This window comes from Mycetohabitans sp. B8, from assembly GCF_021991875.1.
Classification (GTDB): Bacteria; Pseudomonadota; Gammaproteobacteria; order Burkholderiales; family Burkholderiaceae; genus Mycetohabitans.
Genome location: NZ_JAHLKR010000011.1, coordinates 82,537 through 107,959, shown reverse-complemented (window position 1 = coordinate 107,959; position 25,423 = coordinate 82,537). Strand labels below are relative to the sequence as shown.

Below are 25,423 nucleotides of genomic sequence, written 5' to 3'. Positions count from 1 at the left end.
CACGGCGCTGCCGATGACTTGCCACACTACCACTGGCACCTCTTGCAGATCCCGGATAGGCTGTACATGTTTCGCGTAATCAGTTTTCGCAAAGCCAATAACCGGGAGATTAGCCGTTATGAACGAGCGATCGAAGTTGATTCGTAACACTGCGCAGGAAGAAGCTGCGATCGAGCGTGGCATTGCCGCTGACACCGACACGTTCGTGCCCACCGACGAACAATTTGCGCAAATGAAGCGACGTGGTGGCCTGTCGCATACGACATTGGTACGCCGGTACGAGGCCAACACCGAACAACCAGTGCCAAGGCGGCACTCAGCGCTCGACATCGTATCTGCTGTGTAGCGGTTTTAGTTTGCAACTGCGCGGCCGAGTTGATCGCACAATTTCCGGCTCAGGCTGTCGTCGCCGACAAAGACTACGATAGCGACGCGCTCGTCGAGCAAATCAAAGCGAGCGACGCACAAGCGGCCATTGCGCCGCGCGCCCATCGGCGCCACCCGCGCCCTTTCGAGCGTTTGCAGTATCGCTGCCGCAACATCATCGAGCGCTTTTTAGTCGCATCAAACAGTTTCGCCGCCTCGTTACTCGGCATGACAAACTCGTCCGCAACTTCCTTGCCTTTGTTCAATTCACCTGCGCCTTTGCACCCACGCTTTGATTGTTAAAGCGACCTAGTCATTACGCAATCTTCTAAAGCGTAAGCATTTTTCCACCTATACTGCCATTTTTGCACGCATCGAATGATCACCCCTCCTTGCGGTAGTTCTCAAACCTCGTTTTCGTGTCAGCATCATTGAACAGCCAAGCCCGCACGGCGTTCAGATTATTGTAGGCGGACAGCTACGCAGTCTTGAGCACACCGCAATTCGTGCCATTGCGGTTCTAGAGCTGCCCCTTATAAGTCAAGGCTGGTGACGAACTTATTGTCGCCTACGGTAGGTGGGGGAACGTCGTTTGGCACACGTTGCCGCTTTTTATTTCTAGCCGCTGTTGCCTAGGCCGCTCCAAATTAGGGCTGCGTAACCATGGTAAATGCGCGTATATTATTGCACGACTGGAATCATTGAGCCAGCTGCGTCTCGTAAAAGCCGAAATTTCGTTGGCGGCATCTTCCCATTTTTGGTCGCTCATCGTGGTTGTCACGCCCTCTTCTCTTGCCTTGCTCAACACCTCCAATATTTCCGTTGCAAAGCTGTTGCTAAACAGCCGTAGCGTAAGCTGCCACACTTGTTTTGAACGCACGTCGTCCAGCTGGGAACTATATCGCAGTAAACTGAGTGCGACCTGAAGACGCTCTGTGGGCCCCATGCTCATACGTAATAATGGCATATGCACGTACATCATTGCACGAGTGGGCTCAGTGACATGGTTACGTTCCATAAAAACCAAAATTTCATTGATGGCATCGCGTCGTTTTCCGCCATCCATTGTTGAGCTCTCTATGGCGGACACGAGCCTTGAATCACTAAACAACTCCAATAATTCCGCCTCACTGCTGCCGTCAAGCAGCTGCAGCGCACGCTGCCATACCTGCTTTGAGAGCACGTCGTTCAGCTGGAAACTACATCTCAGCAAACCGAGGGCGGCCTGCACGCGCTGCGCGGGCAGCACACGCAATAGCGCAGGCTCCAGTAATTGAAGTTCGTGCGCATGTTGCTCGGGTGGCAATCCAGTTAGCCCCAGTGGAAGACGGTGCAGTGCCATTCCCAATTGCTCGTCTGAAAGCGATAATGCCAGTTGTCGCATTTCTGCATAGCGCACGGCACGCTCTGCTTCGGGCAAATCCCGTGTAGCAGCGGCCAACGCGCCAACCGATGCGCCTTGCTGAGAGGGGGGCAGCGATCGTATTTGCTGTAGCAAGGCCACATAGGCCGAGAGAATATTGCTTTCTCTGCGTCTTAATCGATCAACCCATGCTGCGTAGCCCGCGGCACGCTCTGCTTCGGGCAGATCCCGTGTAGCAGCGGCCAACGCGCCGACCGATGCGCTTTGCTGTAAAGCAATCTGCTGATGTGCCTGCTGCTGTGCCAAGGCCAAAGAGGCCAAGTTGGGGGCCTCCTCTCTGCTAAGTATCAGTCGATCAGCCAATGGAGGGATCAGCTTAGCTTGTTCAGACGGATCCAGGTGTACAAGTCGATTGAGCAGCGCCTGATACCTTTCACGCTGAGGTGGTTGTAAGCCAAAGCGTTCATAGTCCACTGCCCCAAGCAACTCGACCAGTTCGGGCCAGAAATTCTCTTGGTCGGGTCGACGTCTTTCGGCCATTGCATAGGCAAAATCGAATATGCGTTGCGGGCTTGAGTAACTGCGCTGTGATAATAGCAACTTTTTTTGTATTCGAAAGCCTTGTTCCGGAATACGCTCGGCCGCCGCGAACAGTCGTTTGAATGCTTCGACTTGCTGCTGCGGAGGTAAATACGGGAATCGTGTAGAGAGCGCTAGAAGGGGTTCGGCCCGTAGTCCCGGCGCAGCCTGGATACGCTCGACGTCATCGATTAACTGTTGCCACGACGCGAGATCACAGACATTGTCCACTTGCTTGGCGCAGCGCGCAGCCCATTGCCTTTCCTCCATTAGGTGATAAGTGTGCTTGTCCAGTAGTGAAAACGCAGGGATATCGTTAGCCGACAAATGATCCGCAATAGTTAAAATCACTTTATCCGGCAACGCAGTGTGAGTTTTCGGCTTTTTTAGCGATGTGTCGGGTGCCGGACTAGCCGATCGCTTTATGCCCGTGGACAGTGCAGCTGTAGCCTGTGGGCAGGCTCGTTCGTCGCTCGAGTAAATGGCGGCCTGCGTGTTCAAAAATTCGTTTAGATCAAAATCCATCGGTAACCTTAGCAAGAAGTGAGAAGAGCGCAGCGCGAAGCGATATTGCACGCACGATAGCCTAATGTCGCATGGCCACCCGGGCGGATACGAATAGGGTTACACCGACTTTATAACACATGGGTGAACGGTTTTCTGAACCATTGCTGATAATGCATTTACAAATGCCGATCATCCTGGTTTTGGCGCGTCAACCCGATAGGGTAAAAAAATTGCCCGCCAAAACTCGCTGCGTGGCTGTGTTGAAGTTAAAGTGACCTACCCTCTGGCTATCGCCACGGTATTGGAGTCTTCTACTCGTTGGACGCGTTCCTGCTATCTGGAAAAGGGCGACGCTAAACGCCAAACGGCGTATGCACATCCAGGTGCGACAAAACAAATAACATCGCGAACAAGACCATCACCCAACCAACGCTAAATACGAAGGCATTTTCCAGACAGCTGGGCACAATTTTTTTCGCAAGCGATATGTGTAGGTACGCCTGGCTATAGCTTAGATAACAAGAGTTTCTTCGTCATGCTTGGCGCTATCGCAGTCATTGCCGGCTGATACGACCCTACTTCGCCCGGTAGGCAAGCTTGGCAAGCGTGTGTCAACTTTTTCCATTCGTCTCGCCAAGGTGGGCGTTATCGTATCGCCAACTCAGCCGTGCTCTTATCCAATCTCCGATCGGCCGGTGACGAGGACATCTCCTGCATGGCCAGCCAGCCTTCCGTCGGTTGGGATGGTAACCGGCGGCGGCTTCTATTGTGGACGAGTCATGCAGCACCGACCGGCGTGAAGTGCTTAGCTGCAGTTGGCCTTTCATAGCATCCTACGCGGCCTCCGTCTTGTCAGCAAAAGCAATTTTGTAGAACAAAAAAAGCGGGCCCCATTCGCTGGGACCCGCGTCAGTATTGGTGCCGGCTGCAGGACTCGAACCCGCCACCTGATGATTACAAATCAACTGCTCTACCAGATGAGCTAAGCCGGCTTAGCGACGCAGTATACTACAGTCCTGGCTTGCGGCAAAAGATCACTTAATCACTTTCAGATGCTTGCGGCTACTGTCCTTATGGCCCTCGCCCCCGGCATCGTCAGCATTGGGCTCCTGCACAGCCCGACCCTCTGCGTGCTGGCCGTGCTGCACGTCATGGCCGACCACGGCCGGCCTGCTCTGTCCCGCCTGCTGCAATGCACGATCCCGCAGGATGCGCTGCTTCTCCTGGGGCGTCATATCGTAAAATTCGTCCGCTGCAAGGGCCTCGAACTCGGGCGCGCCTTCAACCGGCTCCTGCGGAATCCCTTCGACCGGGAACGCCATTCCCTGCCCGTTCTCACGCGCATAAATCGCCAGAATGTTGGCCACCGGCACCTCGATCTTGTGCGATTTACCGGAGAAGCGCGCGAGGAATTCGATCACATCGTTGCCCATTTGCAACTGGCTGGTCGCATCGAAGCTGATGTTCAGCACGATTTCGCCGTCACGCACGAACTGTCGCGGTACACGCGTGCAGTTGTCAACCTTCACCGCGATATGCGGCGTAAATCCATTGTCCGTGCACCACTCATAGAGCGCACGCAATAAATACGGCTTGGTGGAAATCTCTTGCATTATTGTTCCTCGAACTGCCGACGCGTCGCGCCCGGCACGCGGGCGTCACACCGGCAAGCAGTTACGGCTGGGGACGCAAGCCCGCCGCCGTTTAACGACGCATCACCTTCTCGGATGGCGTCAACGCCTCGATATAGGCCGGCCGGCTAAAAATGCGCTCCGCATATTTCATCAGCGGCGCCGCGTTCTTGGACAGCTCGATGCCATAGTGATCCAAGCGCCACAACAGCGGCGCGATCGCGACGTCAAGCATCGAGAATTCTTCACCCAACATGTACTTGTTCTTGACGAAGATCGGTGCCAATTGCGTCAACCGGTCACGAATCGCCGCACGCGCGCGCTCGTGCGCTTTCTCAGCCGTCTTGCCCTTCTCATTCTCGAGCGTGCCAACGTGCACAAACAGCTCTTTCTCAAAATTGAGCAGAAACAGCCGTGCACGGGCACGCTGGACCGGGTCGGCAGGCATCAATTGCGGATGCGGGAAACGCTCGTCGATATACTCGTTAATGATGTTCGACTCGTACAGGATCAAGTCGCGCTCCACGAGAATTGGCACCTGCCCGTACGGATTCATCACCGAGATGTCCTCCGGTTTGTTGAACAGGTCGACATCGCGGATCTCGAAGTCCATGCCCTTTTCGAACAGCACCAGCCGGCAACGCTGGGAGAATGGACAAGTGGTGCCGGAATACAAAACCATCATTTCTACTTTCCTCAAAAAACCGAAGGGCCAGCGCTGAGAAGACCCACCCATGTCGGTCTTCTTGGCTGCCAGCCCCACACCGCAAACGGCGTGTTCACTTGATATCTTTCCAGTACGCGGCGTTAAGCCTCCAGGCGAACAGCGTCAGCACGCCAAGGAACAGCAGCACCCACACGCCTACACGCTCGCGCGTTTTGCGTGCCGGCTCTGACATCCAGGCAAGGTAGGAGACAAGGTCGGCGACAGACGAATCATAGTCTATCGGCGCAAGCATCCCGTTGGTCACCTGGGTAAAGCCGTCGAACTGGTGCGTCACCTCACCGTCCTCACCTTTATGTTCAATAAATTTCGCGTCGCGCACGCCCTGCAGTTGCCACAGTACATGGGGCATTCCGACATTCGGGAATGCGAGGTTGTTCCACCCGGTCGGCCGCGTCGGGTCGCGATAGAACGTGCGCAAGTACGTGTACAGCCAGTCCACGCCTCGCGCGCGCGCCTCGAGCGACAAGTCCGGCGGCGCAACGCCGAACCACTCTTGCGCATCGGCCGGGCGCATCGCAACGGTCATCGTGTCACCGACCTTGCCGCCGCTGAATAGCAGGTTGTCCTCGATTTCCTTCTGCGAGATGCCGATCGACTGCAGCTTGCTGTAGCGCAGCATGCTCGCGCTGTGGCAGTTCAGACAGTAGTTCACGAACAACTGCGCGCCATGTTGCAGCGACGCGAGGTTGTTGGTGCGGTCCGGCGCGCGATCGAGGACGATATCGTCCTCGGCACGGGCCACGCCCAGCGTAGTAGCCAGCGCCGCCGCCAGCAGCGCAAGTATCGAAAGCCATTTCTTCATCGGTATGCTCCGTTCGCGTCCGGTTCCCGCGTTCAATGCGGCTTGAAGGTCACGCGCTCGGGCGGCTGCTTGAATGTGCCCAGGCGGGTCCAGAACGGCATTCCGAGGAAGAACGCAAAATACACTAGCGTGCAGGCCTGCGCGATCACGGTCGCGGCCGGTGATGGAGGCCGGGTGCCGAGAAAGGCCAGTGTCAGGAAGACGACGACGAAGATCCCATAGAAGAATCGATGAAAGCCCGGACGATAGCGGATAGATTTGACCGGGCTGCGATCAAGCCAAGGCAGGAAAAACAGCGTGAGGACGGCGCCGCCCATAACGATGACGCCCCAGAACTTGGCCTGGGTGCTGACCATTGCGAGGATCACGAGCACGGCGGCCACGACCGAGCTCGTCTTCTTTACTCCCCCGCGGGCCTTGATCAAGCCGAACACGCCGAGCAACCCGGCCACGATCATCAACGCGATCTTGAAGTCGTCCGTCGTCGCACGCAGCATCGCGTAGAACGCGGTGAAGTACCAGACCGGCGCAATTTCGGTCGGTGTCTTGAGCGGGTCGGACGGCACGAAGTTGTTCGCCTCGAGGAAATAGCCGCCCATCTCGGGTGCGAAAAATAGGATTGCGCAGAATATGAGCAGGAAGACGCAGACGCCGAAGAAGTCGTGCACCGAGTAGTACGGATGGAATGGGATGCCATCCAGCGGAACGCCGTTTGCGTCTTTCTTCGCCTTGATCTCGATGCCGTCAGGGTTGTTCGAGCCCACTTCGTGCAGCGCGACGATATGAGCGACGACTAGACCAATCAGCACCAGCGGAATCGCGATCACGTGAAACGCAAAGAAGCGGTTCAACGTCACATCCGACACGACGTAGTCGCCACGGATCCACAGCGCCAAGTCCGGACCGATGAACGGAATCGCGGAGAACAGGTTCACAATGACCTGCGCGCCCCAGAACGACATCTGGCCCCACGGCAATAAATAACCGAAGAACGCTTCGGCCATTAAGCACAGGAAGATCAAGCAGCCGAAGATCCATATCAGTTCGCGCGGTTTGCGATAGGAGCCGTACAGCAGCCCCCGGAACATGTGCAGATAGACGACGACAAAAAACATCGATGCGCCGGTCGAGTGCATGTACCGGATCAGCCAACCCCATGGCACTTCGCGCATGATGTATTCGACCGACGCGAACGCCAACTGCGAGTCGGGCTTGTAATTCATCACCAGAAAGATGCCGGTGACGATTTGGATCACCAGCACGAACAGGGCCAGTGAGCCAAAGAAATACCAAAAGTTGAAATTTTTCGGCGCGTAGTACTCAGAGACGTGCGCCTTCCACGTCGAACTCAGCGGAAAGCGGCGATCGATCCAGCCAATCAGGCCCGTGTCTCCGTCAGGGTTGTCCGTTATCGCCATTTACGCCTCTCCCTTTTCATCCTGGCCAATCACGAGCTGCGTGGCCGTCTTGAACATGAACGGCGGTACATCGAGGTTTTGCGGTGCAGGCTTGTTCTTAAACACGCGGCCAGCCAAGTCAAAGGTCGAGCCGTGGCACGGACACAGCCAACCGCCCGGCCAGTTGGCCGGCAGGTTCGGCTGGGGACCCGGCAAAAAGCGCGGGCTCGGCGAGCAGCCCAGGTGCGTGCAAATACCCACGAGCACGAGGATGTTCTTGTGCTCGGGACGGGAGCGGTATTCGTTCTGGCAATACTCGGGGAGCGGGATTGAAAACGGATTCTGAGTATGCGGATCGGCGACCTCGCCGTCGGCCTTGGTAACCTCGGCCAGCATCTGCTCGGTACGATTGATGATCCACACGGGCTTGCCGCGCCATGCAACGGTCATCATCTCGCCGGGCTGTAGGGTACTGATGTCCACTTCGACCGGCGCACCTGCGGCCTTGGCTTTTTCGGAGGGCGCCAGCGATGCGGCAAACGGCACCAGCGTTGTCATGCCTCCCATTCCACCTGCTACTGACGTCGCTATCAGCCAGGTACGGCGGCTGCCATCGACGCGACTGTCTTCCTTATCTCGCATCACACGCCCCACTTTTTGGTTGGACTCCAATCTTGCTTCGGCTACCCACTTATAGTGTGCGCGAATGCAGCCGCCATTTACAAGTCTTGGTTGCGGCTGCCGAGTAAAGGCTTGCTGCGCAAGGGTTTGGCGGCACCGATTCGGACAGCGCGGCATCTAAGATTAAGCAAGTACTTAATAAAATCGTGAAATCGACGTCGCGCGGGATCCGCGCGGGCGCTGTGACTGACGAGCGCATTCCGCTGTGAGGTCCAGGCCGGCGGCACGATGTACCGAATGCGGAGGGCGATATGTACCGACGTGGACGGGGAGATGTGCCGAATGCGGACAGTACGGTCTGCGGCGGCGCATGCCGCCCCCTGACATAGCATGGCATGGCACAGCACAGTCGCGACAATATGTCGCGTCACTCATTCCTCACCAACGCGTGCAGGTTTGCCAGCGCAGATATCGACGCAGCCCGACTAGACCGGATTGTCGATGTCGATGAACAGATGTTCCAAGCCGAATGTGTCAGCCAAGTGAGCCCCGATGGCCTGCACGCCGTAACGTTCGGTCGCATGGTGGCCGGCCGACACATACGCCACGCCGGACTCCGTCGCCAAGTGGGTGGTAGGCTCGGACACTTCGCCGCTCAGGTAGACATCGGCACCGGCCCGGATCGCATCGTCGAAGTAGCCTTGCGCGGCGCCGGTACACCACGCGACACGGCGCAACTTGCGATCGGGATCGCCGAGCACGAGCGGCGCGCGCCCGAGCGTATTGCCAACCTGTGCGGCCAGATGCGACAGCGACGTGGGCATCGGCAGCGTGGCGATGAAGCCGAGCTCGTTGTCGCCGAACCGCGCGTCGGCCAGCCAGCCCATCCGCGCACCGAGTTGCGCGTTGTTGCCCAGTTCCGCGTGAGCGTCCAGCGGCAGGTGGTAGGCGAACAGGTTGATGTCGTTCTGGATCAAAAGGCGCAGTCGACGATACTTGTGGCCCGTAATTTGCGGCGCTTCGTTCTTCCAAAAATACCCGTGGTGCACGAGCACCGCGTCAGCTTTCCAGTCGATCGCCGCCTCGAGCAACGCCGCGCAAGCGGTCACACCCGTGACGACCCTCTCGATCCGGCGACGGCCCTCAACTTGCAGCCCGTTGGGGCAGTAGTCCCGGAACCGGGAGGTTTCAAGCAACCCGTTCAAGTACAATTCAAGCTCATTTCGATCCATGCAAGCCCCATAAGTTCAAATGCTTAGACGCTTTTGGCTGTTCTTTGCGCAGGCGGTGACGGTACTGCTCGCGTTGATGTTCATCGTCGCGACGCTGAAGCCGCAGTGGCTGCAGCGCCAAGGTAACCTCGGGCAACAGCTGGCGTCCCCGATCGTCGCGCTGCAGGAGGTCGCCCCGGGCATTGCAAGCCGCGGACTGGTCACGTCATACGCAGACGCCGCCCAGCACGCAATGCCGGCAGTGGTGAACGTATTTTCCAGCAAGGACGGCTCTCAGATGCCGGATCCGCGCGCCAACGACCCGCTGTTCCGCTATTTCTTCGGCGATCGCAATTACGAGCGCAAACGCCAGGAGCCCGCGTCCAACCTCGGCTCCGGCGTCATTGTGAGCTCGGAGGGCTACATTTTAACGAACCAGCACGTGGTGGACGGCGCCGACGAGATTGAGGTCGCGTTGGCCGACGGGCGCACGGCGAACGCGAAAATGATCGGCGTGGACCCGGAAACGGATCTAGCGGTGCTCAAGATCAATCTCCCCAATCTGCCGACGATCACGCTCGGACGGATGGAGGATGCGCGCGTGGGCGACATCGTGCTGGCGATCGGCAATCCTTTCGGGGTTGGACAGACAGTGACGATGGGCATTATCAGTGCACTCGGCCGCAATCACCTGGGGATCAACACGTTCGAAAACTTTATTCAGACCGATGCGCCGATTAACCCGGGTAATTCCGGCGGTGCACTGGTCGATGTGAACGGCAACTTGCTCGGCATCAATACCGCGATCTATTCGCGCAGCGGCGGCTCACTGGGGATCGGCTTTGCCATCCCAGTGTCGACGGCACGCAGCGTGCTTGAGAGCATCATCACGACGGGCACGGTCACGCGCGGCTGGATCGGCGTCGAGCCTCAAGACGTGACGCCGGAAATCGCGGAATCGTTCGGCCTGCAGCAAAAATCGGGCGCGATCGTGGCGGGCGTGCTACGAGGCGGACCGGCAGACAAGGCGGGTATCAAGCCAGGCGATATCCTCGTGAAGGTCAACGATGAGGACATCACCGACACGACGCGCCTGCTCAATGTGATCGCGCTGATTCAGCCCGGCACGGTCGCGAAGGTACACCTGTGGCGCAAGTCGCACGAAATGGACATCGACGTGACGATCGGCAAGCGCCCGCCGCCGCCCAAGCAAACGCTGAACAACGGCGACGACGATGAGTAATGGGCGGGGCCGCGCGGCGCTCAGCAGAAAGGAGCGCATAGCCCGCCGCGCCGCTATTTCGCCTCTTCGCTTTGGGGCTCGCTGTCCGGCTGCCGAGTAACCAGCAGCCGTGCCGCAATGATCCCGAGTTCGTATAGCACGACCAGCGGCACCGCGAGGATGAGTTGGGAGAAAACGTCGGGCGGCGTCACGATGGCGGCGACCACGAACGCGCCGACGATCACGTACGGACGCACTTCCTTGAGCTTCTTCACCGTTACCAGATTCAGCTTCGCGAGCAACACGACGACGATCGGCACTTCAAACGTCATGCCAAACGCGATGAACATCGTCAACACGAAGCTCAGGTAATGGTCGATATCCGTTGACATCTCAGCGCCGAGCGGCGCATTGTAGTGCGCCATCACGCGGAAGACGGTCGGAAAAACGACGAAATAGGCGAACGCCATCCCGCACAGAAACAGCGTGTAGCTGCTCGAAACCAGGGGCACCACAAGCTTTTTCTCATGTTGGTACAGGCCTGGCGCAACAAACGCCCAAATCTGGTACAGCACCACCGGCAGCGCGATCACAAACGCGACCAGCATCGTCACCTTCATTGGCACGAAGAACGAGCCTGTGACGTCGGTGACGATCATCTTGCCGCCCTTGGGCAGGTTCACCATCAGCGGGTGAGCCAGCAACCGGAAAATGTCTGGCGCCCAATAGACCAGCGACACGAACACCACCAGCACCGAGACGGCGGCGCGGATCACCCGCGTGCGCAACTCGATCAAATGCGAAATAAACGTTTCTTCGGTGTCTTCGTTCTGCGGATTTTGCGGAGCTTCGCTCACAGCGGCCTGGGACGGAAAAAAGGTGGACAGGAAACGGGGCAGGATCACAGGAAACGGATCGGCCGCCGCAGATGTGGCGGCGTATGCTGCGCCACACGAGCCGCGCCCGACTGCACACGGGTACGGCGTGCGGCGATCCGTTTGTACCACACCGGTGTCGCCGTGCGCTTAACCCGCCAATTTTTGCGCGATGATGCCCGTACCGCGCCACTGGGCGAGTTGTGCCAAATTGAATTCGGCGTGCTGCCGGCGCCGACGCCTTGCTCGGCGCTGTCCGTGTTCGGGCCGGTGCCATCATGCCAGATCTCGGTCAACTCGGTTTGCGCTTGCTGCACGTGCTCGTGAATCGAGGTTTGCATGTTCCGCGCGGCATCCTCGAAGTCGGTCTTCATCTTGCGCAACTCGTCCAGCTCGATCTCGCGCATCACCTCCGCCTTGACGTCGTTCACATAGCGCTGGGCACGGCCGAACAGTGCGCCCGCGGTGCGCGCCACACCGGGCAGCTTCTTCGGGCCGATCACGATCAGCGCAACGACGCCGATCAACGCCATCTTGCTAAGGCCTAAGTCAAGCATCGCGGGGAGCCAGTTAACGCGTGAGTCGGATGCTCAACGCGCATCGCGCGAACCAGACTTCTCCTTCGCGTCAACGTCGATCGTGTTGGAGCGTGGCAGTTCCTTGTGCGAATCAGTGCCAGCCTCTTGCGCGTCGCGCATGCCGTCCTTGAAACCCTTGACCGCTCCGCCGAGATCGCTGCCAATGTTGCGCAGCTTTTTCGTGCCGAACACCAACGCAACGATCAACAGCACGATCAGCCAGTGCCAAATACTGAATGAACCCATAAAAACTCTCCGATCTCGATTGCGTGCGGTGTGTCAGCCCATACGCAGCCATGGCCGTGGGCCGGCAAGGATATGCGCGTGCAGGTGGTAAACCTCCTGCCCGCCACCCGGCCCGCTATTCATTACGGTCCGGAAACCGGTCTGCCCACCGGTGTAAGCGCAACCCAATTGCTCGGCCAGACGCGCGACTAATACTGTCATTCTACCAAGCAGCGGCGCATCGTCTTCCGTGCAATGGGACAGTGTTTTGATATGTTTTCGAGGAATGACGAGAACGTGCACGGCAGCTGCCGGCCGCAGATCGTGAAACGCGACGAATTCGTCGTTCTCGAACACTTTTTTGCTCGGCAGTTCGCCGCTCGCGATCTTGCAAAAGATACAGTCGGATTGCGTCATATCATGTTCCCAGTCAGTCCACCATCATGCCGCCGCCCGCTGTCGCACCGGCAACGGCTTGTTGTCGTTCAGATACAGCCACCCCTTGATGATCCGGTAAAGCACCCAAATGCCGGCAGCGAACCAGATGGCGAAACCAATCACGATCACCATCGTGGCAAAACCCACGCCACCCCACACCAATCCCCACCAGAAGGTGCGGATCTGCCAATCGAAATGCGCGGCGTACGGCGTGTGGGCGACATCGTCACGCTTGACGTAGTTGACGATGACAGCGATCAGCGCCGACACACCGCCAGTGAACCACAATAACGCATAGAGCGCGTACAACAGATGGGTGAGCGTTCTGAGCGAGCGCAGCCGCTGTTCGTCCAGCGGTGCACGCTGGAGCGTGCGCACCGTACGCTCGTTGTCATTGAACGGATCATTCATCGCGTCGCTCCACGGCACTGCCGGATAGCTCAATCACCATTGTGTTCGCGCTCGCGCCGCTTGCGCAACGCCTTTTCTTCAATGCCCGACAGGCCCTCGCGGCGTTGCAGTTCGGTCAGCACGTCATTGGGTCCCACACCATAGTGCGACAACATGATAAGACAATGGAACCACAGATCGGCCACCTCGTTCACCAGCGTCGCGCTCGAGCCTGCGTAGCGCGCATCCTTGGCCGCCATCACGACTTCGGTCGCCTCTTCGCCGATCTTTTTCAGAATCGCGTCGTCGCCCTTATGGAACAGTCGCGCGACATAAGAGGCCTCGGGATTACCCCCCTTGCGGCCGTCGATCGTCGCCGCTAGCCGCAGCAACACGTCGCGCGGGACCTCACTCGCGTCCCGCGGACCCACGGCGTCAGCCGCCCCCTGCAGCGCAGGTTGAATATCGTGAATCATTGATAGATACTTTCCGGATCCTTCAGCACGGGGTCGACCGATATCCAGCCGCCGTCGTCCACGGTGCCTTCGAATTTTTGAAAAAAACACGAATGCCGTCCAGTATGGCAGGCAATGCCGGATACCTGCTCGACCTTCAATAGCACGACATCCTCGTCGCAGTCCAGCCGCACTTCACGCACGTGCTGCACATGGCCGGACGCCTCGCCCTTGAACCACAGCTTGTTGCGCGAGCGGGAAAAGTAAACGGCGCGCCCCAGTTCGATGGTCTTGGCCAATGCTTCACGGTTCATCCACGCGAACATCAACACATCATTGCTCGACGCTTCCTGCGCGATCACCGGCACCAAGCCGTTCGCGTCCCATTTCACCTTGTCCAGCCAGTCATTGCCGCCCATATTACTGCCTCACTGCAATGCCACGTTCGGCCATGAACCGCTTCGCGTCGCCGACCGTATATTCGCCGTAGTGGAAAATGCTAGCGGCCAGTACCGCGTCCGCGCGGCCATCGGTCACCCCGTCGGCCAGATGCTGTAGCGAGCCCACGCCGCCCGAGGCGATGACCGGCACCGATACCGCGTCCGATACCGCACGCGTAAGTGCCAGATCGAATCCACGCTTGGTACCATCCCGGTCCATGCTGGTCAGCAGGATCTCACCGGCCCCAAACTGCGCCATCCGGCGCGCCCATTGCACCGCGTCGAGCCCCGTCGCCTTGCGGCCGCCGTGCGTGAACACCTCCCAACGTAGCGCCTCATGCGAATCGCCAGCCTGCTTCGCGTCGATCGCGACGACGATGCACTGCGAACCGTAACGCTCGCTCACGTCGCGGACGAACTGCGGATTGGCCACCGCGGTGGAATTTACGCTGACTTTGTCGGCGCCTGCGTTGAGCAGCCGTCGTACATCCTCGATGGTGCGCACGCCACCGCCGACCGTCAGCGGGATGAACACCTGCGCGGCGACCGACTCGATGATCGGCAGAATCAGGTCGCGCCCGTCGGACGTCGCGGTAATGTCCAGGAACGTGAGTTCGTCGGCCCCCTGCTCATCGTAGCGACGCGCGATCTCGACCGGATCGCCGGCGTCGCGCAGTTCGACGAAATTGACGCCCTTGACGACCCGTCCGGCGGTCACGTCAAGACACGGAATGATGCGTTTTGGTAAAGCCATGAACGTAGGTGCTGAAAAGTGAAACGCGTGTGGCCACGCGACGGCGGCGCACGGGCAGCCGGCCCGCGGCGCGCGCCGCAGCCTCAGGCACTGGACTCGCGCAGCGAATCGGCAAGGTTCTGCGCAGCCGTGAAATCGAGCTCGCCGGAATAGATCGCGCGCCCACAAATCACACCCTCGATCCCATCGTCCTCGACGGCGCACAGCGCGTCGATGTCGGCCAGGTTCGACAGCCCGCCGCTGGCGATCACCGGAATCTTGACCGCCTGCGCGAGACGCACGGTCGCCTCGATATTGATTCCCTGTAACATGCCGTCGCGGCCGATATCGGTATAGACGATCGCCTCAGCGCCGTAACCCTCGAACTTGCGCGCCAGGTCGATCACCTCGTGCCCGGTCAGCTTGCTCCAGCCGTCCGTGGCCACTTTGCCATCCTTCGCGTCCAGCCCGACGATGATATGGCCGCCAAATGCACTGCACGCATCCCGCAGGAATCCCGGGTTCTTCACCGCAGCCGTACCGATGATCACATACGACAGTCCATCGTCCAGGTACCGCTCAATCGTATTGAGGTCGCGAATCCCGCCACCGAGTTGCACGGGAATCTCATCACCGACCTCGGCGATGATCGAGCGAATTGCTTCTTCATTCCTCGGCTTGCCGGCGAACGCGCCGTTCAGGTCGACCAGATGAAGCCGACGCGCACCGTTGTCCACCCAATGACGGGCCATGGCCGCCGGGTCCTCGGAGAAGACCGTCACCTGGTCCATATCGCCTTGTTTCAGGCGCACACATTGACCGTCCTTGAGGTCGATGGCCGGGATGAGCAACATAACTATCGCGTATCAGTCTGGAGTGAAAGATTCATCGGGCTGCCACCACGTTGCAATGTGACGGCAGGTCTTTGCTAGTTTAGTACAAGTTGTAAGGCGGCCCCAGCCGGCGCGCGGCCCAGTGCCGAAGGCTGCGCACCACCGAACACCGAACACCGAATACCCGATACCCGATACCCGATACCCGATACCCGATACCCGCAATTATCATGGATTCCACCTGACAAAATTGCGATACAGCCGCAACCCCGCTTCCGCGCTTTTTTCGGGGTGGAATTGCGTGGCGAAAATGTTATCCCGTGCTACCGCGGACGTAAACGGCGCGCCGTATGCGGTTTCACCCACGGTGTCAGATGCGTCGTCGGGTAACACATAATAGCTGTGTACGAAATAGAAGAAGCTCTGGTCGGCGATGCCATCCCACAGCGGGTGGGGCCGAGTCTGCCGCACCTGGTTCCAGCCCATCTGCGGCACCTTGAAGCGCGAGCCATCGTCCTGCAGCTTGCCATCCAGTTGAAAGCGCATGCACTTGCCGGCCAGCACGCCCAGACCCTCCGTATTGGCCTCCTCGCTCCAGTCGAACAGCATCTGCTCACCCACACACACGCCTAGAACCGGCTTGGTGCGTGTCGCATCCAGCACCGCGTCCTGCAGTCCCGACGCGGCCAGCGACGCCATGCAATCGCGCATCGCCCCTTGACCGGGCAGCACCACGCGATGCGCGGCGCGCACCTTGTGCACGTCGCTGACCACTTGCACGTCGGCCTGTGGCGCGGCGCGCAACATCGCCTGCCAGACCGAGCGCAGGTTACCCATCCCGTAGTCGACAATTGCTATCGAAGTTTTCATGCAAACCCGCTTTTGATACACATCCTTCCCAAATCCGCGCAGGGTGGCCGCACCGCCCGTCCCGCGCGCTGTCCGCCTGCTACCTGAGTACCGATAGCAGTATTTTCAATCAGTTCGAGCAACTCAAACCCGTGGCGCGACTTGTTCGCCTACACGATCACAGTACTGATCGTCCCCAGCCCCGTCAGCAGCCCGTGAGCAGCCGAATCGCCAGCGGCACACGACAGCCGCGCGGTTCTTCACCTCGGCCTCATCGCGTTCCTCGGCGTGGCTGCGCGCGTTGCCCATTTGCGCATTGAGCAGGCTGATCGTCATGAGCAGCATCACGATCCCACCACCGACCTCGAGCGACGCCGTCGAAATGCCGAAGAAGGGGATCATGCGCTCGCCGAGTGTGGCCGATACCGCGATCACGTAGACCGCCAATATCGACGCGACGCGCATTGTGCGGCGCTTCTGCGCCGCGCGCTGGTTCACGGTTAGGCCCAAGAAAAATGGCACCGCGCTGACCGGATTGATCAGCGCAAGCAGCGAGATGAACGATTTAAGAAGATCCATCGCGGTACCGCGGTGGCGCTCACCGGCCTGGTCTCCGGCAACGCGCGGTTGAGCAACGGTGGCAATGTGTTCTACAGGCTGCCCTTGGTCGATGGGATCTGTCCGGCCGCGCGCTCATCGATCTCGGCGGCCATGCGCAGCGCCCGGCCGAACGCCTTGAACGCGGTCTCGACCTGGTGATGCGCATTCAGGCCGCGCAGGTTGTCAATATGCAGCGTGACGCCAGCATGATTGACAAAGCCGCGGAAAAACTCGATCGTTAGATCGACATCAAAGTTGCCGATCCGCGCGCGCGTAAACGGGATATGGAACTCCAGTCCCGGGCGTCCGGAAAAATCAATGACGACGCGGGACAATGCTTCGTCCAGCGGTACGTACGCATGGCCGTAGCGGCGGATGCCCTTACGGTCGCCGATCGCCTTGGCGACAGCCTGGCCCAGCGTGATGCCGGTGTCCTCGACCGTATGGTGGTCGTCGATGTGCCAATCGCCGAGCGCGTCGACCTCAAGATCGATCAAGCCGTGGCGGGCAATTTGATCCAGCATGTGATCGAGAAACGGCACCCCGGTGTTCAGCCTCTGCTGGCCGGTGCCGTCCAGATTAACCTTGACTCGGATCTGCGTTTCGCTCGTGTTGCGCGCGACTTCCGCAATACGCATGGATATTCCTGAAATGGCGGAAAAAATTAAACGGCGACTCGCACGCGATCAAACCAGCACATTTTTCAACGCAGCCAGCAATTGTGCATTCTCATCCGGCGTGCTGACCGTGATCCGCACGCACTCAGCCAGCAATGGATGCATTTTACTCACGTTTTTGATCAAAATCCGCGCGCCGAGCAGCGCGTCAAACACCGCAGCGGCATCCGGCACGCGCACCAACAGGAAGTTGCCCGCACTTGGGAACACGTGAACACCGGGCAACACGCCGATCGCCTCGGCAAGCCGCGCCCGCTCGGCACGCAACTCGGCGGCCTGCGCATCGAGCACTTCCAGGTGATCGAGCATAAAATCGACCGTCGCCTGCGTCAGCACGTTGGTATTGTACGGGGGACGCACCTTGTCAAGTTCGTTGATCCAGGCCGGCAAGCCGACCAGATAGCCAAGCCGGATACCGGCCAGGCCCAGCTTGGAGACGGTGCGCATGACCACCACATTGTCGAACTCGTCGACTCGCGACATCCAGCTGCGCAGCGCAAACGGTTGATACGCCTCGTCGATGACCACCAGCGACCGGTCGGCCGCGCGCACGACCCGCTCGAGATCTGCGTCGTCGAACAGCGTGCCGGTCGGATTGTTCGGGTAGGCCAGATAGATCACCGCGGGCTGGTGCGCGGCAACGGCCTCTAGCATCGCGCCCACGTCCAGCGTCAAATCGGCGTTCAGCGGTACACCCACGAATTCCAGATGGGCGAGCTTGGCCGACACCGAATACATGACGAAGCCGGGCACCGGCGCCAGGATCTTAGCGCCCGGCTTCGCGCACGCGGTCGCAATCAGACTGATCAATTCGTCTGAGCCGTTGCCCAGCAGCATATCGCAACCAGCCGGCACCTGTGCCGCGCGCTTGAGCTTGTCCAGCAGTGCGCCGGGCCGTGGCATCGGGTAGCGATTCAACGCAACCTGTGCGAGCCGCTCGCCGAGCCGGTCCGCAAGCGGCCGCGGCAGCGCGTAGGGGTTTTCCATTGCGTCCAGCTTGATCAAGCCGGCGGCATCCGGTACCGGATAGCTTGTCATCGCAAGCACATCCGCGCGAATGATGTCCTGGGGTATCGTCATAGTCTGGTGTCCAAGCTGCCCCGCCTGCCCGCCGGTGCGCTCAGGCGCCGCTCTTCATCCGATACTCGGCGCTGCGCGCGTGCGCCTGCAAGCCCTCGCCATACGCGAGTTCCGCGGCAATTTCACCCAGCGTCTGCGCCCCTTCGGCGCTCACCTCAATCACGCTTGAGCGCTTCAGGAAGTCATACACACCCAACGGCGACGAAAAACGCGCGGTACGGGAAGTCGGCAGCACGTGGTTCGGGCCTGCACAATAGTCGCCGAGGCTCTCGCTCGTGTAGCGGCCGAGGAAGATCGCGCCAGCGTGGCGAATGTGCTGCACCCATTGGTGCGGCTCGAGCGCCGACACCTCCAGGTGCTCCGGCGCGATGTCATTGGCGATCGCGCATGCGTCGGCCATGTCCCGGACCTTGATCAACGCGCCGCGATCCTGCAGCGAACGGGTGATCACGTCGCGCCGCGGCATCGTCCCGATCAACTGGTCGATCGCCTCCTCAACGCGCCGGATGAACGCAGCATCCGGACACAACAGGATCGACTGCGCGAGTTCATCATGCTCGGCCTGCGAAAACAGGTCCATCGCGACCCAACGCGGATCGGTCGTGCCATCGCACAACACCAAGATCTCCGATGGACCCGCGATCATATCGATGCCGACCGTGCCGAACACCCGTCGCTTAGCGGCGGCGACGTAGGCATTGCCCGGTCCGCAAATTTTGTCCACGGCCGGGATCGTATCCGTGCCGTATGCGAGCGCGCCAACGGCCTGGGCGCCCCCGATGGTCAACACCCGGTCCACGCCGCCGAGCAGCGCGGCAGCCAGCACGAGGTCATTGGCCACGCCGTCCGGCGTCGGCACCACCATCACGATTTCGCGTACGCCCGCCACGCGCGCCGGAATCGCATTCATCAGCACCGATGACGGGTAGGCGGCCTTGCCGCCGGGCACGTATACGCCGACGCGGTCTAGCGGCGTAACCTTTTGGCCGAGCACTGTGCCATCCGCCTCAGTGTACTGCCAGCTGTGGCTGCCGCATTCGATTTTTTGCTTGTCATGATACGCGTGCACGCGCGCCGCTGCCGCCTCCAACGCTGCCCGGCGCTTGGGCTCCAGCGCATCCAGTGCCGCCTGCAGCCGGGCAACCGGCAATTCCAGGGACGCCACGCTGTCCACGTCCAGCCGGTCAAAACGCTTCGTGTATTCCAGCACAGCGGCATCGCCGCGCAATTTGACATCAGCTAGGATCTGCGCGACCGAGCGCTCGATCGCTTCGTCTTCGCCCGCCTCGAATGCGAGCACGGCCGCCAGCGCCGGCTTGAAACTAGCATCAGAAGAGTCGAGTTTGCGGATCTTGATCGCCATACGAGTTCCTTGTGTCCCGCGATGCGGGCATCATGCGCCAGGCGTCCCGGTCTCTGCGCGGCGCCCGGCCACGGCTTGCACCCCACCCTTGCTGGCGCGCTCGAACGCTTCGAGAATGGGCCTGAGTTGTGTACGCTTGAGCTTGAGCGCGGCCTGGTTGACTACCAGCCGCGACGAGATCTCCATGACTTGCTCAACCTCGACTAGGTTATTCGCACGCAGCGTGCCGCCGGAACTGACCAGGTCGACGATCGCATCAGCCAGGCCCACCAGCGGCGCCAACTCCATCGAGCCATACAACTTGATCAGGTCCACGTGCACGCCCTTGGCCGCGAAATGCTCGCGCGCGCTGCTCACATACTTCGTGGCCACCCGCAGCCGGGCACCTTGCCGCACCGCATTCGCGTAATCGAAACCCTGCGGCACAGCCACCGACAACCTGCAGCGGGCAATGTTTAGGTCGATCGGCTGGTACAGCCCGTCGCCACCATGCTCGAGCAGCACGTCCTTGCCGGCCACGCCGAAGTCGGCTGCGCCATACTCGACGTAGGTCGGCACGTCGGTCGCCCGCACGATGATCACGCGCAAGCCCGAATCCGTGGTGGGCAGAATCAACTTGCGCGACGACTCCGGGGCCTCGGTCACCGTGATCCCAGCCGCCGCCAGCAGCGGCAACGTCTCCTCGAAGATACGGCCCTTGGACAGCGCCAATGTCAACGGCGCGCCCGGCCCGACTACCGGCGCCAACGCGCCCGGTATGCTGGCCGGCGGACTCATGCAGCCGCTCCGTGGGCCAAACCCTCCCCGCCCGTGGCAGCGCACGCCTGCCCGATAGCATCTTGCGAAGCCACGGCGGCGTCTTGCAAGGCCGTTGCTGCGGCGTCTTGCGCGGCATCGCCGCGCGCATCATCCGTATTGCTGGGTGCATTCGCGCTGATACGGCTGACACACGCGCCCAGCGCGCCCAGCTTCATCTCCATGCGGTCGTAGCCACGATCGAGGTGGTAAATCCGATCGATCAGCGTCTGCCCGTCGGCCACCAGCGCGGCAATGACCAGGCTGGCCGATGCGCGCAGGTCCGTGGCCATCACTTTCGCGCCAGACAGCTTGTCCACGCCGGTCACCAGCGCCGTATTACCGTCAATCGTGATGTTCGCGCCAAGCCGGTTCAATTCCTGCACGTGCATGAAGCGATTCTCGAAAATCGTCTCCACCACTTGTGACGTCCCGGTCGCAATGGCGTTCAGCGCCATGAACTGCGCCTGCATGTCGGTCGGAAACGCTGGATACTCGGAGGTGCGAAACGATACCGCACGCGCACGGCCTGGCATCCGCAGGCGGATCCAGTCATCGCCGGCCGACACTTGCGCGCCCGTCTCGCGCAACTTGTCGATAACCGCCTCCAGGATCAGCGGCGTGACGCCGCGCAGCGTGACGTCGCCCCCCGTGGCGGCGGCCGCGCACAGGAACGTGCCGGCCTCGATACGGTCCGGGATGACCGCGTGGCGCGCACCGTGCAGGCGCGGCACACCATGCACCACGAGCCGATTCGTGCCGATCCCGTCGATTCTCGCGCCCATCGCGACCAGCAGGTTCGCCAGGTCGGTGACCTCCGGTTCACGCGCCGCGTTTTCCAGCACGGTTTCCCCGTCCGCGAGCACCGCCGCCATCAGCAGGTTCTCCGTGCCGGTCACGGTAATCATGTCAGTGACCACGTGCGCGCCCTTCAAGCGTCGCGCCCGCGCATCGATGAAGCCGTGCTCGATCGAGATCTGCGCGCCCATCGCGGTCAATCCCTTGATATGCTGATCGACTGGACGCGCGCCGATTGCACATCCGCCAGGCAGCGACACTTGTGCATGACCGAAGCGCGCCACCAGTGGTCCAAGCACGAGAATCGACGCACGCATCGTCTTGACCAACTCGTAGGGCGCCACCGGCTTGTCGACCTGCGACGCGTCCAGCGTCACGGCGTTGCCGTTCACCTCCGAGCGCACGCCCATCTGGCCGAGCAACTTCAACGTGGTACGCACGTCCTGCAGGTCCGGCACGTTCTCCAACTGCACCGGCTCCGCGCTCAGCAGACTTGCGCATAAGATCGGCAACGTCGCGTTCTTGGCGCCGGACACCGTGATCTCGCCATTGAGGCGAGCGCCACCGTCGATCAGCAATTTATCCATTGATTCGCTTCCGCATTGTGTGGCCGGCGGGCGCGACGCGTGAACCGCCTGGGCCACTGGGGCGTCGTTCGTCACGCCCAGGTTATCTTGTTCAATCCGCACTCGAATCCCGATTCATCGGTTTTGCCATTCAGCCGGTGTCAGCGTCTTCATGCTCAACGCATGAATCTCCTCGCGCATGCGCTCGCCCAGCGCCGCATAGACGAGTTGGTGCCGTGCAATCCTTTGCTTGCCCTCAAATGCCGAGCTGACGATCGTCGCGAAGAAGTGCTGGCCGTCGCCTTCGATGTCGACGCGCTCGCACGGCAAGCCTGTTTCAATATATCCCTTGACTTGTTCCGGGGTCGGCAACATCGCAAGTTCCTCTCAGTATTCTCTCAAGTGTGAGCCGCGACGCACGTCAGACGCGACGCCTCGACCGATTCCCATGCTTCAATGGCGCAGCTTATACCCGCTCGCCAGCAAGCGTACCGCCAATGCCGCGACGGCGACGAAAAATCCACCTACCACTGTCAGACTCACAAGCGGCGCCACGTCGGACGCACCGAAGAAACCGAAGCGAAATCCGTCGATCATGTAGAAGAACGGGTTCAGGCGCGATACGTGCCGCCACAGGTCCGGCAACGTATGCGTCGAATAAAACACGCCGGACAGGAACGTCAATGGCATGATCAGAAAATTTTGAAATGCCGCCAACTGGTCGAACTTCTCGGCCCAGATCCCGGCGATCAGGCCCAGCGTGCCGAGGATCGCCGCGCCAAGCACGGCGAACGCGACGATATACAGCGGTGCAGAGAACGACACCGGGATGAACGCAATCGTCACGACGAATACCCCCAGCCCAACAGCCAGGCCACGCACGACCGAGGCCAGCACGTAGGCGCCGAACATCTCCCAGTGCGACAGCGGCGGCAACAGGACGAACACCAGGTTGCCGGTAATCTTAGACTGAATCAACGACGACGAACTGTTCGCAAACGCATTTTGCAACACGCTCATCATGACCAGTCCCGGGATGAGGAAGCTCGTGTACTCGACGCCAGGATAGACCTGGACATGACCACGCAACGCGTGGCCAAAGATGGTCAGGTACAACAGCGCGGTCATCACCGGGGCCAGCACGGTCTGGAAGGCCACCTTCCAAAACCGCAGCACTTCCTTGTAGAACAGCGTCCTGAAGCCGGTCATGCCAGCCCCTCCACAGTGTCGGGCGCATTCATGATCTGCACGAACACGTCTTCCAGGTCGGCTTTGCGCACGTCGATCTCGTCAAACCGGCAGCCGGCCGCACGGCATTGCGCAAGAATCGGCTCCACGTCGTCATACGAGTCCAGCCGCAGCAGGTGCTGCCGGCCCGCCGGATCGGGCGTGCCGATCTCCAGAGCCCTGACCTGCGCCGGCACCCTGCCTGCGCTCACTCGCACGAACAACTGCAGTCCGCTGAAGCGCTGCAGCAACGCACCGGTGCGCTCGAGCGCAACCATCTCGCCGCGACGCAGCATGGCGATGCGGTCACACAGCGACTCAGCCTCTTCCAAGTAGTGCGTGGTCAACACGATCGTATGCCCTTCGCGGTTGAGCCGCGAGATGAATTTCCACAGTGTCTGGCGCAATTCTACGTCCACGCCCGCGGTCGGCTCGTCCAGCACGATCACCGGCGGACGATGCACAAGCGCCTGCGCGACCAGTACGCGCCGCTTCATTCCGCCGGATAACGCACGCATGTTGACGTCTGCCTTCTCGGTCAGGTCCAGATTGGCCATCACCTCGTCGATCCAATCGTCGTTGCGGGCCAAACCGAAATAGCCGGACTGGATGCGAAGGCATTCACGCACGGTAAAAAAGGGGTCGAAAACCAATTCTTGTGGCACCACGCCCAGCGCGCGCCGTGCGCGCCTGAAGTCCGTCACGACATCGTGACCACGCACCGCAATCGATCCTTCATGCGCGCGCGCCAGACCCGCGAGAATGCTGATGAGCGTCGTCTTGCCTGCGCCATTGGGGCCGAGCAATCCGAAGAACTCACCATCTTCAACGGTGAACGACACGCCTTTGAGCGCCTGCAGATCGCGATAGCGCTTCTTGACGTTGTGGATTTCTATGGCTGGCATGAGTGTGCGGCACGACGGCGCCGGCAGGGTTTGTGCAGGCTCGCCCATGCAGGCTGCGCGGGCGGCCTATCAAGCGCCTAAAAAACCGTTGATTATAGGCGAAGTCAGCGGGTCGCCGCGAGGAAGCCGATCGCTCGCATGGTCCGCGCCGTCACCTGGGATGACGTGACAGCGTCAATGTCGGCCTGACGAAACCAGCGCCTGGACGCCGTAGGCCTGGGCAAGGCTGGCCAATCCGTCGGGCAGGTTCAAAATCGAGAACGACGCGGCGCCACGCGCGCGAGCCGCACGTTGCCACGCCAGCAATACCGCTAATGCCGACGAATCAAATTGCCGCAGGCGGGCGCAATCCACACCGGTTGCGCCGCCGGCGATATGGTTCAGGCCAGCCTTGAGCGTGGCGTTCGCCGTCGCGACCGTCAGTGCCGGGTGCATTTCGAAGGTCGTCACGATGTGCTCTTGGCCGCGGCGGCCGATGTATTCTTCTGCGATAGGTAGGTGATCAAGCCATCGATCCCATGTTGCTGGATCTGTTCATTGAACTGTTGCTGGTATGTCTGCACGAGCCACGCACCGGCGACGTTCAAATCATAGACCCGCCAGCCATGCGCGGTCTTCTCCATCCGATAGTCGAGCTCGATCGGCTGACCATTGTTGATGACCGTCGAGCGCACGACGACGTCGGTATCGGTCGGCGCCGCGCGCAACGGCTGGTACCGGATTTCTTGATTGCCCACCTGCGACAGCGCCCCGGAATAGGTTCGGATCAGCAGCAGCTTGAATTGCTCGACGATCTGCTGCTGCTGCGGCGGCGTCGCGGTGCGCCAGTGCCGCCCCATGACCAGACGCGTTGTCCTCGCGAAGTCAGTGTACGGCAGGATCTTCTGGTTGACGACCTGCGTGATCCGATCGATGTCGCCGGCTTTGATCGACGGGTCGGCGCGCACGATGCCCAGCACATCGGTCGTCACCGATTTCACCAGCCCATCCGGTGTGCCCATATCAATGGCCGGCGCATCGGCAAATGAACCGGCACTGAATGACAACAACGTAGCAACGACGGGGATCAGTAAAAATTTTTTCATTAACTTAGTCCTATCGATTTTTCTTTCCGCTATGGTCAACGATCATCGAACATTGGAGCGAATTGCACAGTGCGAGTTTCATTCG

28 protein-coding genes, 1 tRNA gene and 2 pseudogenes are annotated in these 25,423 nt (G+C 60.2%); 2 read left to right on the top strand and 29 right to left on the bottom strand.

The genetic code is table 11. The annotated features are described in order from the left end of the window. Positions 1–118 precede the first annotated feature (118 nt). Positions 119–346: a hypothetical protein gene (locus KQH60_RS04940; RefSeq protein ID WP_237575438.1), complete on the top strand. Its 228-nt coding sequence runs from the start codon at positions 119–121 to the stop codon at positions 344–346. A gap of 588 nt (positions 347–934) precedes the next feature. Here the strand turns inward: KQH60_RS04940 and KQH60_RS04930 are convergent. The 8 genes from KQH60_RS04930 to KQH60_RS04895 form a co-directional block, all read right to left on the bottom strand. Next, positions 935–2,833 (bottom strand): hypothetical protein, encoded by a 1,899-nt coding sequence (locus KQH60_RS04930; protein WP_237575437.1) that lies wholly within the window; start codon positions 2,831–2,833, stop codon positions 935–937. Between the two features lie 898 nt (positions 2,834–3,731). Further along, positions 3,732–3,807, bottom strand: a tRNA-Thr gene (locus tag KQH60_RS04925). A 42-nt stretch (positions 3,808–3,849) separates the two neighbouring features. Then, positions 3,850–4,428, bottom strand: coding sequence for a ClpXP protease specificity-enhancing factor (locus KQH60_RS04920; protein WP_237575436.1), 579 nt, complete (start codon positions 4,426–4,428; stop codon positions 3,850–3,852). Positions 4,429–4,519: 91 nt separating this feature from the next. Next, positions 4,520–5,131, bottom strand: a complete 612-nt coding sequence (locus KQH60_RS04915; RefSeq protein WP_041753298.1) for a glutathione S-transferase N-terminal domain-containing protein — start codon at positions 5,129–5,131, stop codon at positions 4,520–4,522. 94 nt (positions 5,132–5,225) lie between these two features. Further along, positions 5,226–5,975 carry a cytochrome c1 gene (locus tag KQH60_RS04910; protein ID WP_237575435.1) on the bottom strand — a complete coding sequence of 250 codons (750 nt, stop codon included), beginning with the start codon at positions 5,973–5,975 and terminating at the stop codon, positions 5,226–5,228. 32 nt (positions 5,976–6,007) lie between these two features. After that, a complete protein-coding gene (locus tag KQH60_RS04905) occupies positions 6,008–7,393 on the bottom strand; it encodes a cytochrome bc complex cytochrome b subunit (RefSeq protein WP_237575434.1) in 1,386 nt (461 codons plus the stop codon). Next, positions 7,394–8,014 carry a ubiquinol-cytochrome c reductase iron-sulfur subunit gene (gene petA / locus KQH60_RS04900; RefSeq protein WP_237575433.1) on the bottom strand — a complete coding sequence of 207 codons (621 nt, stop codon included), beginning with the start codon at positions 8,012–8,014 and terminating at the stop codon, positions 7,394–7,396. 464 nt (positions 8,015–8,478) lie between these two features. Next, positions 8,479–9,225 carry a Nif3-like dinuclear metal center hexameric protein gene (locus KQH60_RS04895; RefSeq protein WP_237575432.1) on the bottom strand — a complete coding sequence of 249 codons (747 nt, stop codon included), beginning with the start codon at positions 9,223–9,225 and terminating at the stop codon, positions 8,479–8,481. A gap of 19 nt (positions 9,226–9,244) precedes the next feature. On the opposite strand from KQH60_RS04895, the gene KQH60_RS04890 reads away from it, so the two are divergent. Next, complete coding sequence (locus tag KQH60_RS04890) at positions 9,245–10,447, top strand: Do family serine endopeptidase (RefSeq protein WP_237575431.1); 1,203 nt, start codon at positions 9,245–9,247, stop codon at positions 10,445–10,447. Between the two features lie 53 nt (positions 10,448–10,500). Here KQH60_RS04890 and tatC read toward each other — a convergent pair whose 3' ends face one another. The 21 genes and pseudogenes from tatC to KQH60_RS04785 all read right to left on the bottom strand — a co-directional run bounded on the left by tatC (position 10,501) and on the right by KQH60_RS04785 (position 25,338). Further along, complete coding sequence (gene tatC, locus KQH60_RS04885) at positions 10,501–11,283, bottom strand: twin-arginine translocase subunit TatC (RefSeq protein WP_237575430.1); 783 nt, start codon at positions 11,281–11,283, stop codon at positions 10,501–10,503. Between the two features lie 44 nt (positions 11,284–11,327). After that, entirely contained in the window at positions 11,328–11,858 is a 531-nt protein-coding gene (tatB, locus tag KQH60_RS04880; protein WP_237575429.1) for a Sec-independent protein translocase protein TatB, read from the bottom strand. A 33-nt stretch (positions 11,859–11,891) separates the two neighbouring features. Further along, positions 11,892–12,125 carry a Sec-independent protein translocase subunit TatA gene (gene tatA, locus KQH60_RS04875; protein ID WP_237575428.1) on the bottom strand — a complete coding sequence of 78 codons (234 nt, stop codon included), beginning with the start codon at positions 12,123–12,125 and terminating at the stop codon, positions 11,892–11,894. A 33-nt stretch (positions 12,126–12,158) separates the two neighbouring features. Continuing rightward, positions 12,159–12,521 carry a histidine triad nucleotide-binding protein gene (locus tag KQH60_RS04870; RefSeq protein ID WP_237575427.1) on the bottom strand — a complete coding sequence of 121 codons (363 nt, stop codon included), beginning with the start codon at positions 12,519–12,521 and terminating at the stop codon, positions 12,159–12,161. A gap of 24 nt (positions 12,522–12,545) precedes the next feature. Next, complete coding sequence (locus KQH60_RS04865) at positions 12,546–12,953, bottom strand: hypothetical protein (protein WP_237575426.1); 408 nt, start codon at positions 12,951–12,953, stop codon at positions 12,546–12,548. Between the two features lie 29 nt (positions 12,954–12,982). Continuing rightward, on the bottom strand, positions 12,983–13,408 hold the full coding sequence (locus tag KQH60_RS04860; RefSeq protein WP_237575425.1) for a phosphoribosyl-ATP diphosphatase: 426 nt from the start codon (positions 13,406–13,408) through the stop codon (positions 12,983–12,985). Further along, complete coding sequence (gene hisI, locus KQH60_RS04855) at positions 13,405–13,806, bottom strand: phosphoribosyl-AMP cyclohydrolase (protein WP_237575424.1); 402 nt, start codon at positions 13,804–13,806, stop codon at positions 13,405–13,407. The genes KQH60_RS04860 and hisI overlap by 4 nt, the downstream gene beginning before the upstream one ends. A 1-nt stretch (position 13,807) precedes the next feature. Continuing rightward, positions 13,808–14,581: an imidazole glycerol phosphate synthase subunit HisF gene (gene hisF / locus KQH60_RS04850; RefSeq protein ID WP_237575423.1), complete on the bottom strand. Its 774-nt coding sequence runs from the start codon at positions 14,579–14,581 to the stop codon at positions 13,808–13,810. A gap of 83 nt (positions 14,582–14,664) precedes the next feature. Further along, on the bottom strand, positions 14,665–15,414 hold the full coding sequence (hisA, locus tag KQH60_RS04845; protein WP_237575422.1) for a 1-(5-phosphoribosyl)-5-[(5-phosphoribosylamino)methylideneamino]imidazole-4-carboxamide isomerase: 750 nt from the start codon (positions 15,412–15,414) through the stop codon (positions 14,665–14,667). Positions 15,415–15,621: 207 nt separating this feature from the next. After that, positions 15,622–16,263 carry an imidazole glycerol phosphate synthase subunit HisH gene (hisH, locus tag KQH60_RS04840; RefSeq protein ID WP_237575421.1) on the bottom strand — a complete coding sequence of 214 codons (642 nt, stop codon included), beginning with the start codon at positions 16,261–16,263 and terminating at the stop codon, positions 15,622–15,624. A gap of 152 nt (positions 16,264–16,415) precedes the next feature. Further along, positions 16,416–16,821: pseudogene (locus KQH60_RS04835) on the bottom strand (MarC family protein); the annotation flags it as partial. 71 nt (positions 16,822–16,892) lie between these two features. Then, a complete protein-coding gene (gene hisB / locus KQH60_RS04830; protein WP_237575420.1) occupies positions 16,893–17,480 on the bottom strand; it encodes an imidazoleglycerol-phosphate dehydratase HisB in 588 nt (195 codons plus the stop codon). Positions 17,481–17,528: 48 nt separating this feature from the next. After that, on the bottom strand, positions 17,529–18,599 hold the full coding sequence (hisC, locus tag KQH60_RS04825) for a histidinol-phosphate transaminase (protein WP_237575419.1): 1,071 nt from the start codon (positions 18,597–18,599) through the stop codon (positions 17,529–17,531). Between the two features lie 40 nt (positions 18,600–18,639). After that, positions 18,640–19,962, bottom strand: coding sequence for a histidinol dehydrogenase (gene hisD / locus KQH60_RS04820; protein ID WP_237575418.1), 1,323 nt, complete (start codon positions 19,960–19,962; stop codon positions 18,640–18,642). Between the two features lie 30 nt (positions 19,963–19,992). Then, positions 19,993–20,739, bottom strand: a complete 747-nt coding sequence (hisG, locus tag KQH60_RS04815) for an ATP phosphoribosyltransferase (protein ID WP_237575417.1) — start codon at positions 20,737–20,739, stop codon at positions 19,993–19,995. A 149-nt stretch (positions 20,740–20,888) separates the two neighbouring features. After that, positions 20,889–22,142: pseudogene (gene murA, locus KQH60_RS04810) on the bottom strand (UDP-N-acetylglucosamine 1-carboxyvinyltransferase); the annotation flags it as partial. A gap of 114 nt (positions 22,143–22,256) precedes the next feature. After that, a complete protein-coding gene (locus KQH60_RS04805) occupies positions 22,257–22,496 on the bottom strand; it encodes a BolA family protein (RefSeq protein ID WP_237575416.1) in 240 nt (79 codons plus the stop codon). A 78-nt stretch (positions 22,497–22,574) separates the two neighbouring features. Next, complete coding sequence (locus KQH60_RS04800) at positions 22,575–23,330, bottom strand: ABC transporter permease (protein ID WP_237575415.1); 756 nt, start codon at positions 23,328–23,330, stop codon at positions 22,575–22,577. Continuing rightward, positions 23,327–24,253: an ABC transporter ATP-binding protein gene (locus tag KQH60_RS04795; RefSeq protein WP_237575414.1), complete on the bottom strand. Its 927-nt coding sequence runs from the start codon at positions 24,251–24,253 to the stop codon at positions 23,327–23,329. The genes KQH60_RS04800 and KQH60_RS04795 overlap by 4 nt, the downstream gene beginning before the upstream one ends. Positions 24,254–24,427: 174 nt before the next feature. Then, the gene (locus KQH60_RS04790) at positions 24,428–24,703 is read right to left on the bottom strand and encodes an STAS domain-containing protein (RefSeq protein ID WP_237575413.1); all 276 of its coding nucleotides are present in this window, start codon (positions 24,701–24,703) and stop codon (positions 24,428–24,430) included. Continuing rightward, the gene (locus KQH60_RS04785) at positions 24,700–25,338 is read right to left on the bottom strand and encodes a phospholipid-binding protein MlaC (protein WP_237575412.1); all 639 of its coding nucleotides are present in this window, start codon (positions 25,336–25,338) and stop codon (positions 24,700–24,702) included. The genes KQH60_RS04790 and KQH60_RS04785 overlap by 4 nt, the downstream gene beginning before the upstream one ends. Positions 25,339–25,423 lie beyond the last annotated feature (85 nt).

Coding starts and splice junctions, on each gene's coding strand:
- KQH60_RS04940 (WP_237575438.1), top strand. CDS start 119: ATGAACGAGCGATCGAAGTTGATTCGTAACACTGCGCAGGAAGAAGCT.
- KQH60_RS04930 (WP_237575437.1), bottom strand. CDS start 2,833: ATGGATTTTGATCTAAACGAATTTTTGAACACGCAGGCCGCCATTTAC.
- KQH60_RS04920 (WP_237575436.1), bottom strand. CDS start 4,428: ATGCAAGAGATTTCCACCAAGCCGTATTTATTGCGTGCGCTCTATGAG.
- KQH60_RS04915 (WP_041753298.1), bottom strand. CDS start 5,131: ATGATGGTTTTGTATTCCGGCACCACTTGTCCATTCTCCCAGCGTTGC.
- KQH60_RS04910 (WP_237575435.1), bottom strand. CDS start 5,975: ATGAAGAAATGGCTTTCGATACTTGCGCTGCTGGCGGCGGCGCTGGCT.
- KQH60_RS04905 (WP_237575434.1), bottom strand. CDS start 7,393: ATGGCGATAACGGACAACCCTGACGGAGACACGGGCCTGATTGGCTGG.
- petA (WP_237575433.1), bottom strand. CDS start 8,014: ATGCGAGATAAGGAAGACAGTCGCGTCGATGGCAGCCGCCGTACCTGG.
- KQH60_RS04895 (WP_237575432.1), bottom strand. CDS start 9,225: ATGGATCGAAATGAGCTTGAATTGTACTTGAACGGGTTGCTTGAAACC.
- KQH60_RS04890 (WP_237575431.1), top strand. CDS start 9,245: ATGCTTAGACGCTTTTGGCTGTTCTTTGCGCAGGCGGTGACGGTACTG.
- tatB (WP_237575429.1), bottom strand. CDS start 11,858: ATGCTTGACTTAGGCCTTAGCAAGATGGCGTTGATCGGCGTCGTTGCG.
- tatA (WP_237575428.1), bottom strand. CDS start 12,125: ATGGGTTCATTCAGTATTTGGCACTGGCTGATCGTGCTGTTGATCGTT.
- KQH60_RS04870 (WP_237575427.1), bottom strand. CDS start 12,521: ATGACGCAATCCGACTGTATCTTTTGCAAGATCGCGAGCGGCGAACTG.
- KQH60_RS04865 (WP_237575426.1), bottom strand. CDS start 12,953: ATGAATGATCCGTTCAATGACAACGAGCGTACGGTGCGCACGCTCCAG.
- KQH60_RS04860 (WP_237575425.1), bottom strand. CDS start 13,408: ATGATTCACGATATTCAACCTGCGCTGCAGGGGGCGGCTGACGCCGTG.
- hisI (WP_237575424.1), bottom strand. CDS start 13,806: ATGGGCGGCAATGACTGGCTGGACAAGGTGAAATGGGACGCGAACGGC.
- hisF (WP_237575423.1), bottom strand. CDS start 14,581: ATGGCTTTACCAAAACGCATCATTCCGTGTCTTGACGTGACCGCCGGA.
- hisA (WP_237575422.1), bottom strand. CDS start 15,414: ATGTTGCTCATCCCGGCCATCGACCTCAAGGACGGTCAATGTGTGCGC.
- hisH (WP_237575421.1), bottom strand. CDS start 16,263: ATGAAAACTTCGATAGCAATTGTCGACTACGGGATGGGTAACCTGCGC.
- hisB (WP_237575420.1), bottom strand. CDS start 17,480: ATGCGTATTGCGGAAGTCGCGCGCAACACGAGCGAAACGCAGATCCGA.
- hisC (WP_237575419.1), bottom strand. CDS start 18,599: ATGACGATACCCCAGGACATCATTCGCGCGGATGTGCTTGCGATGACA.
- hisD (WP_237575418.1), bottom strand. CDS start 19,962: ATGGCGATCAAGATCCGCAAACTCGACTCTTCTGATGCTAGTTTCAAG.
- hisG (WP_237575417.1), bottom strand. CDS start 20,739: ATGAGTCCGCCGGCCAGCATACCGGGCGCGTTGGCGCCGGTAGTCGGG.
- KQH60_RS04805 (WP_237575416.1), bottom strand. CDS start 22,496: ATGTTGCCGACCCCGGAACAAGTCAAGGGATATATTGAAACAGGCTTG.
- KQH60_RS04800 (WP_237575415.1), bottom strand. CDS start 23,330: ATGACCGGCTTCAGGACGCTGTTCTACAAGGAAGTGCTGCGGTTTTGG.
- KQH60_RS04795 (WP_237575414.1), bottom strand. CDS start 24,253: ATGCCAGCCATAGAAATCCACAACGTCAAGAAGCGCTATCGCGATCTG.
- KQH60_RS04785 (WP_237575412.1), bottom strand. CDS start 25,338: ATGAAAAAATTTTTACTGATCCCCGTCGTTGCTACGTTGTTGTCATTC.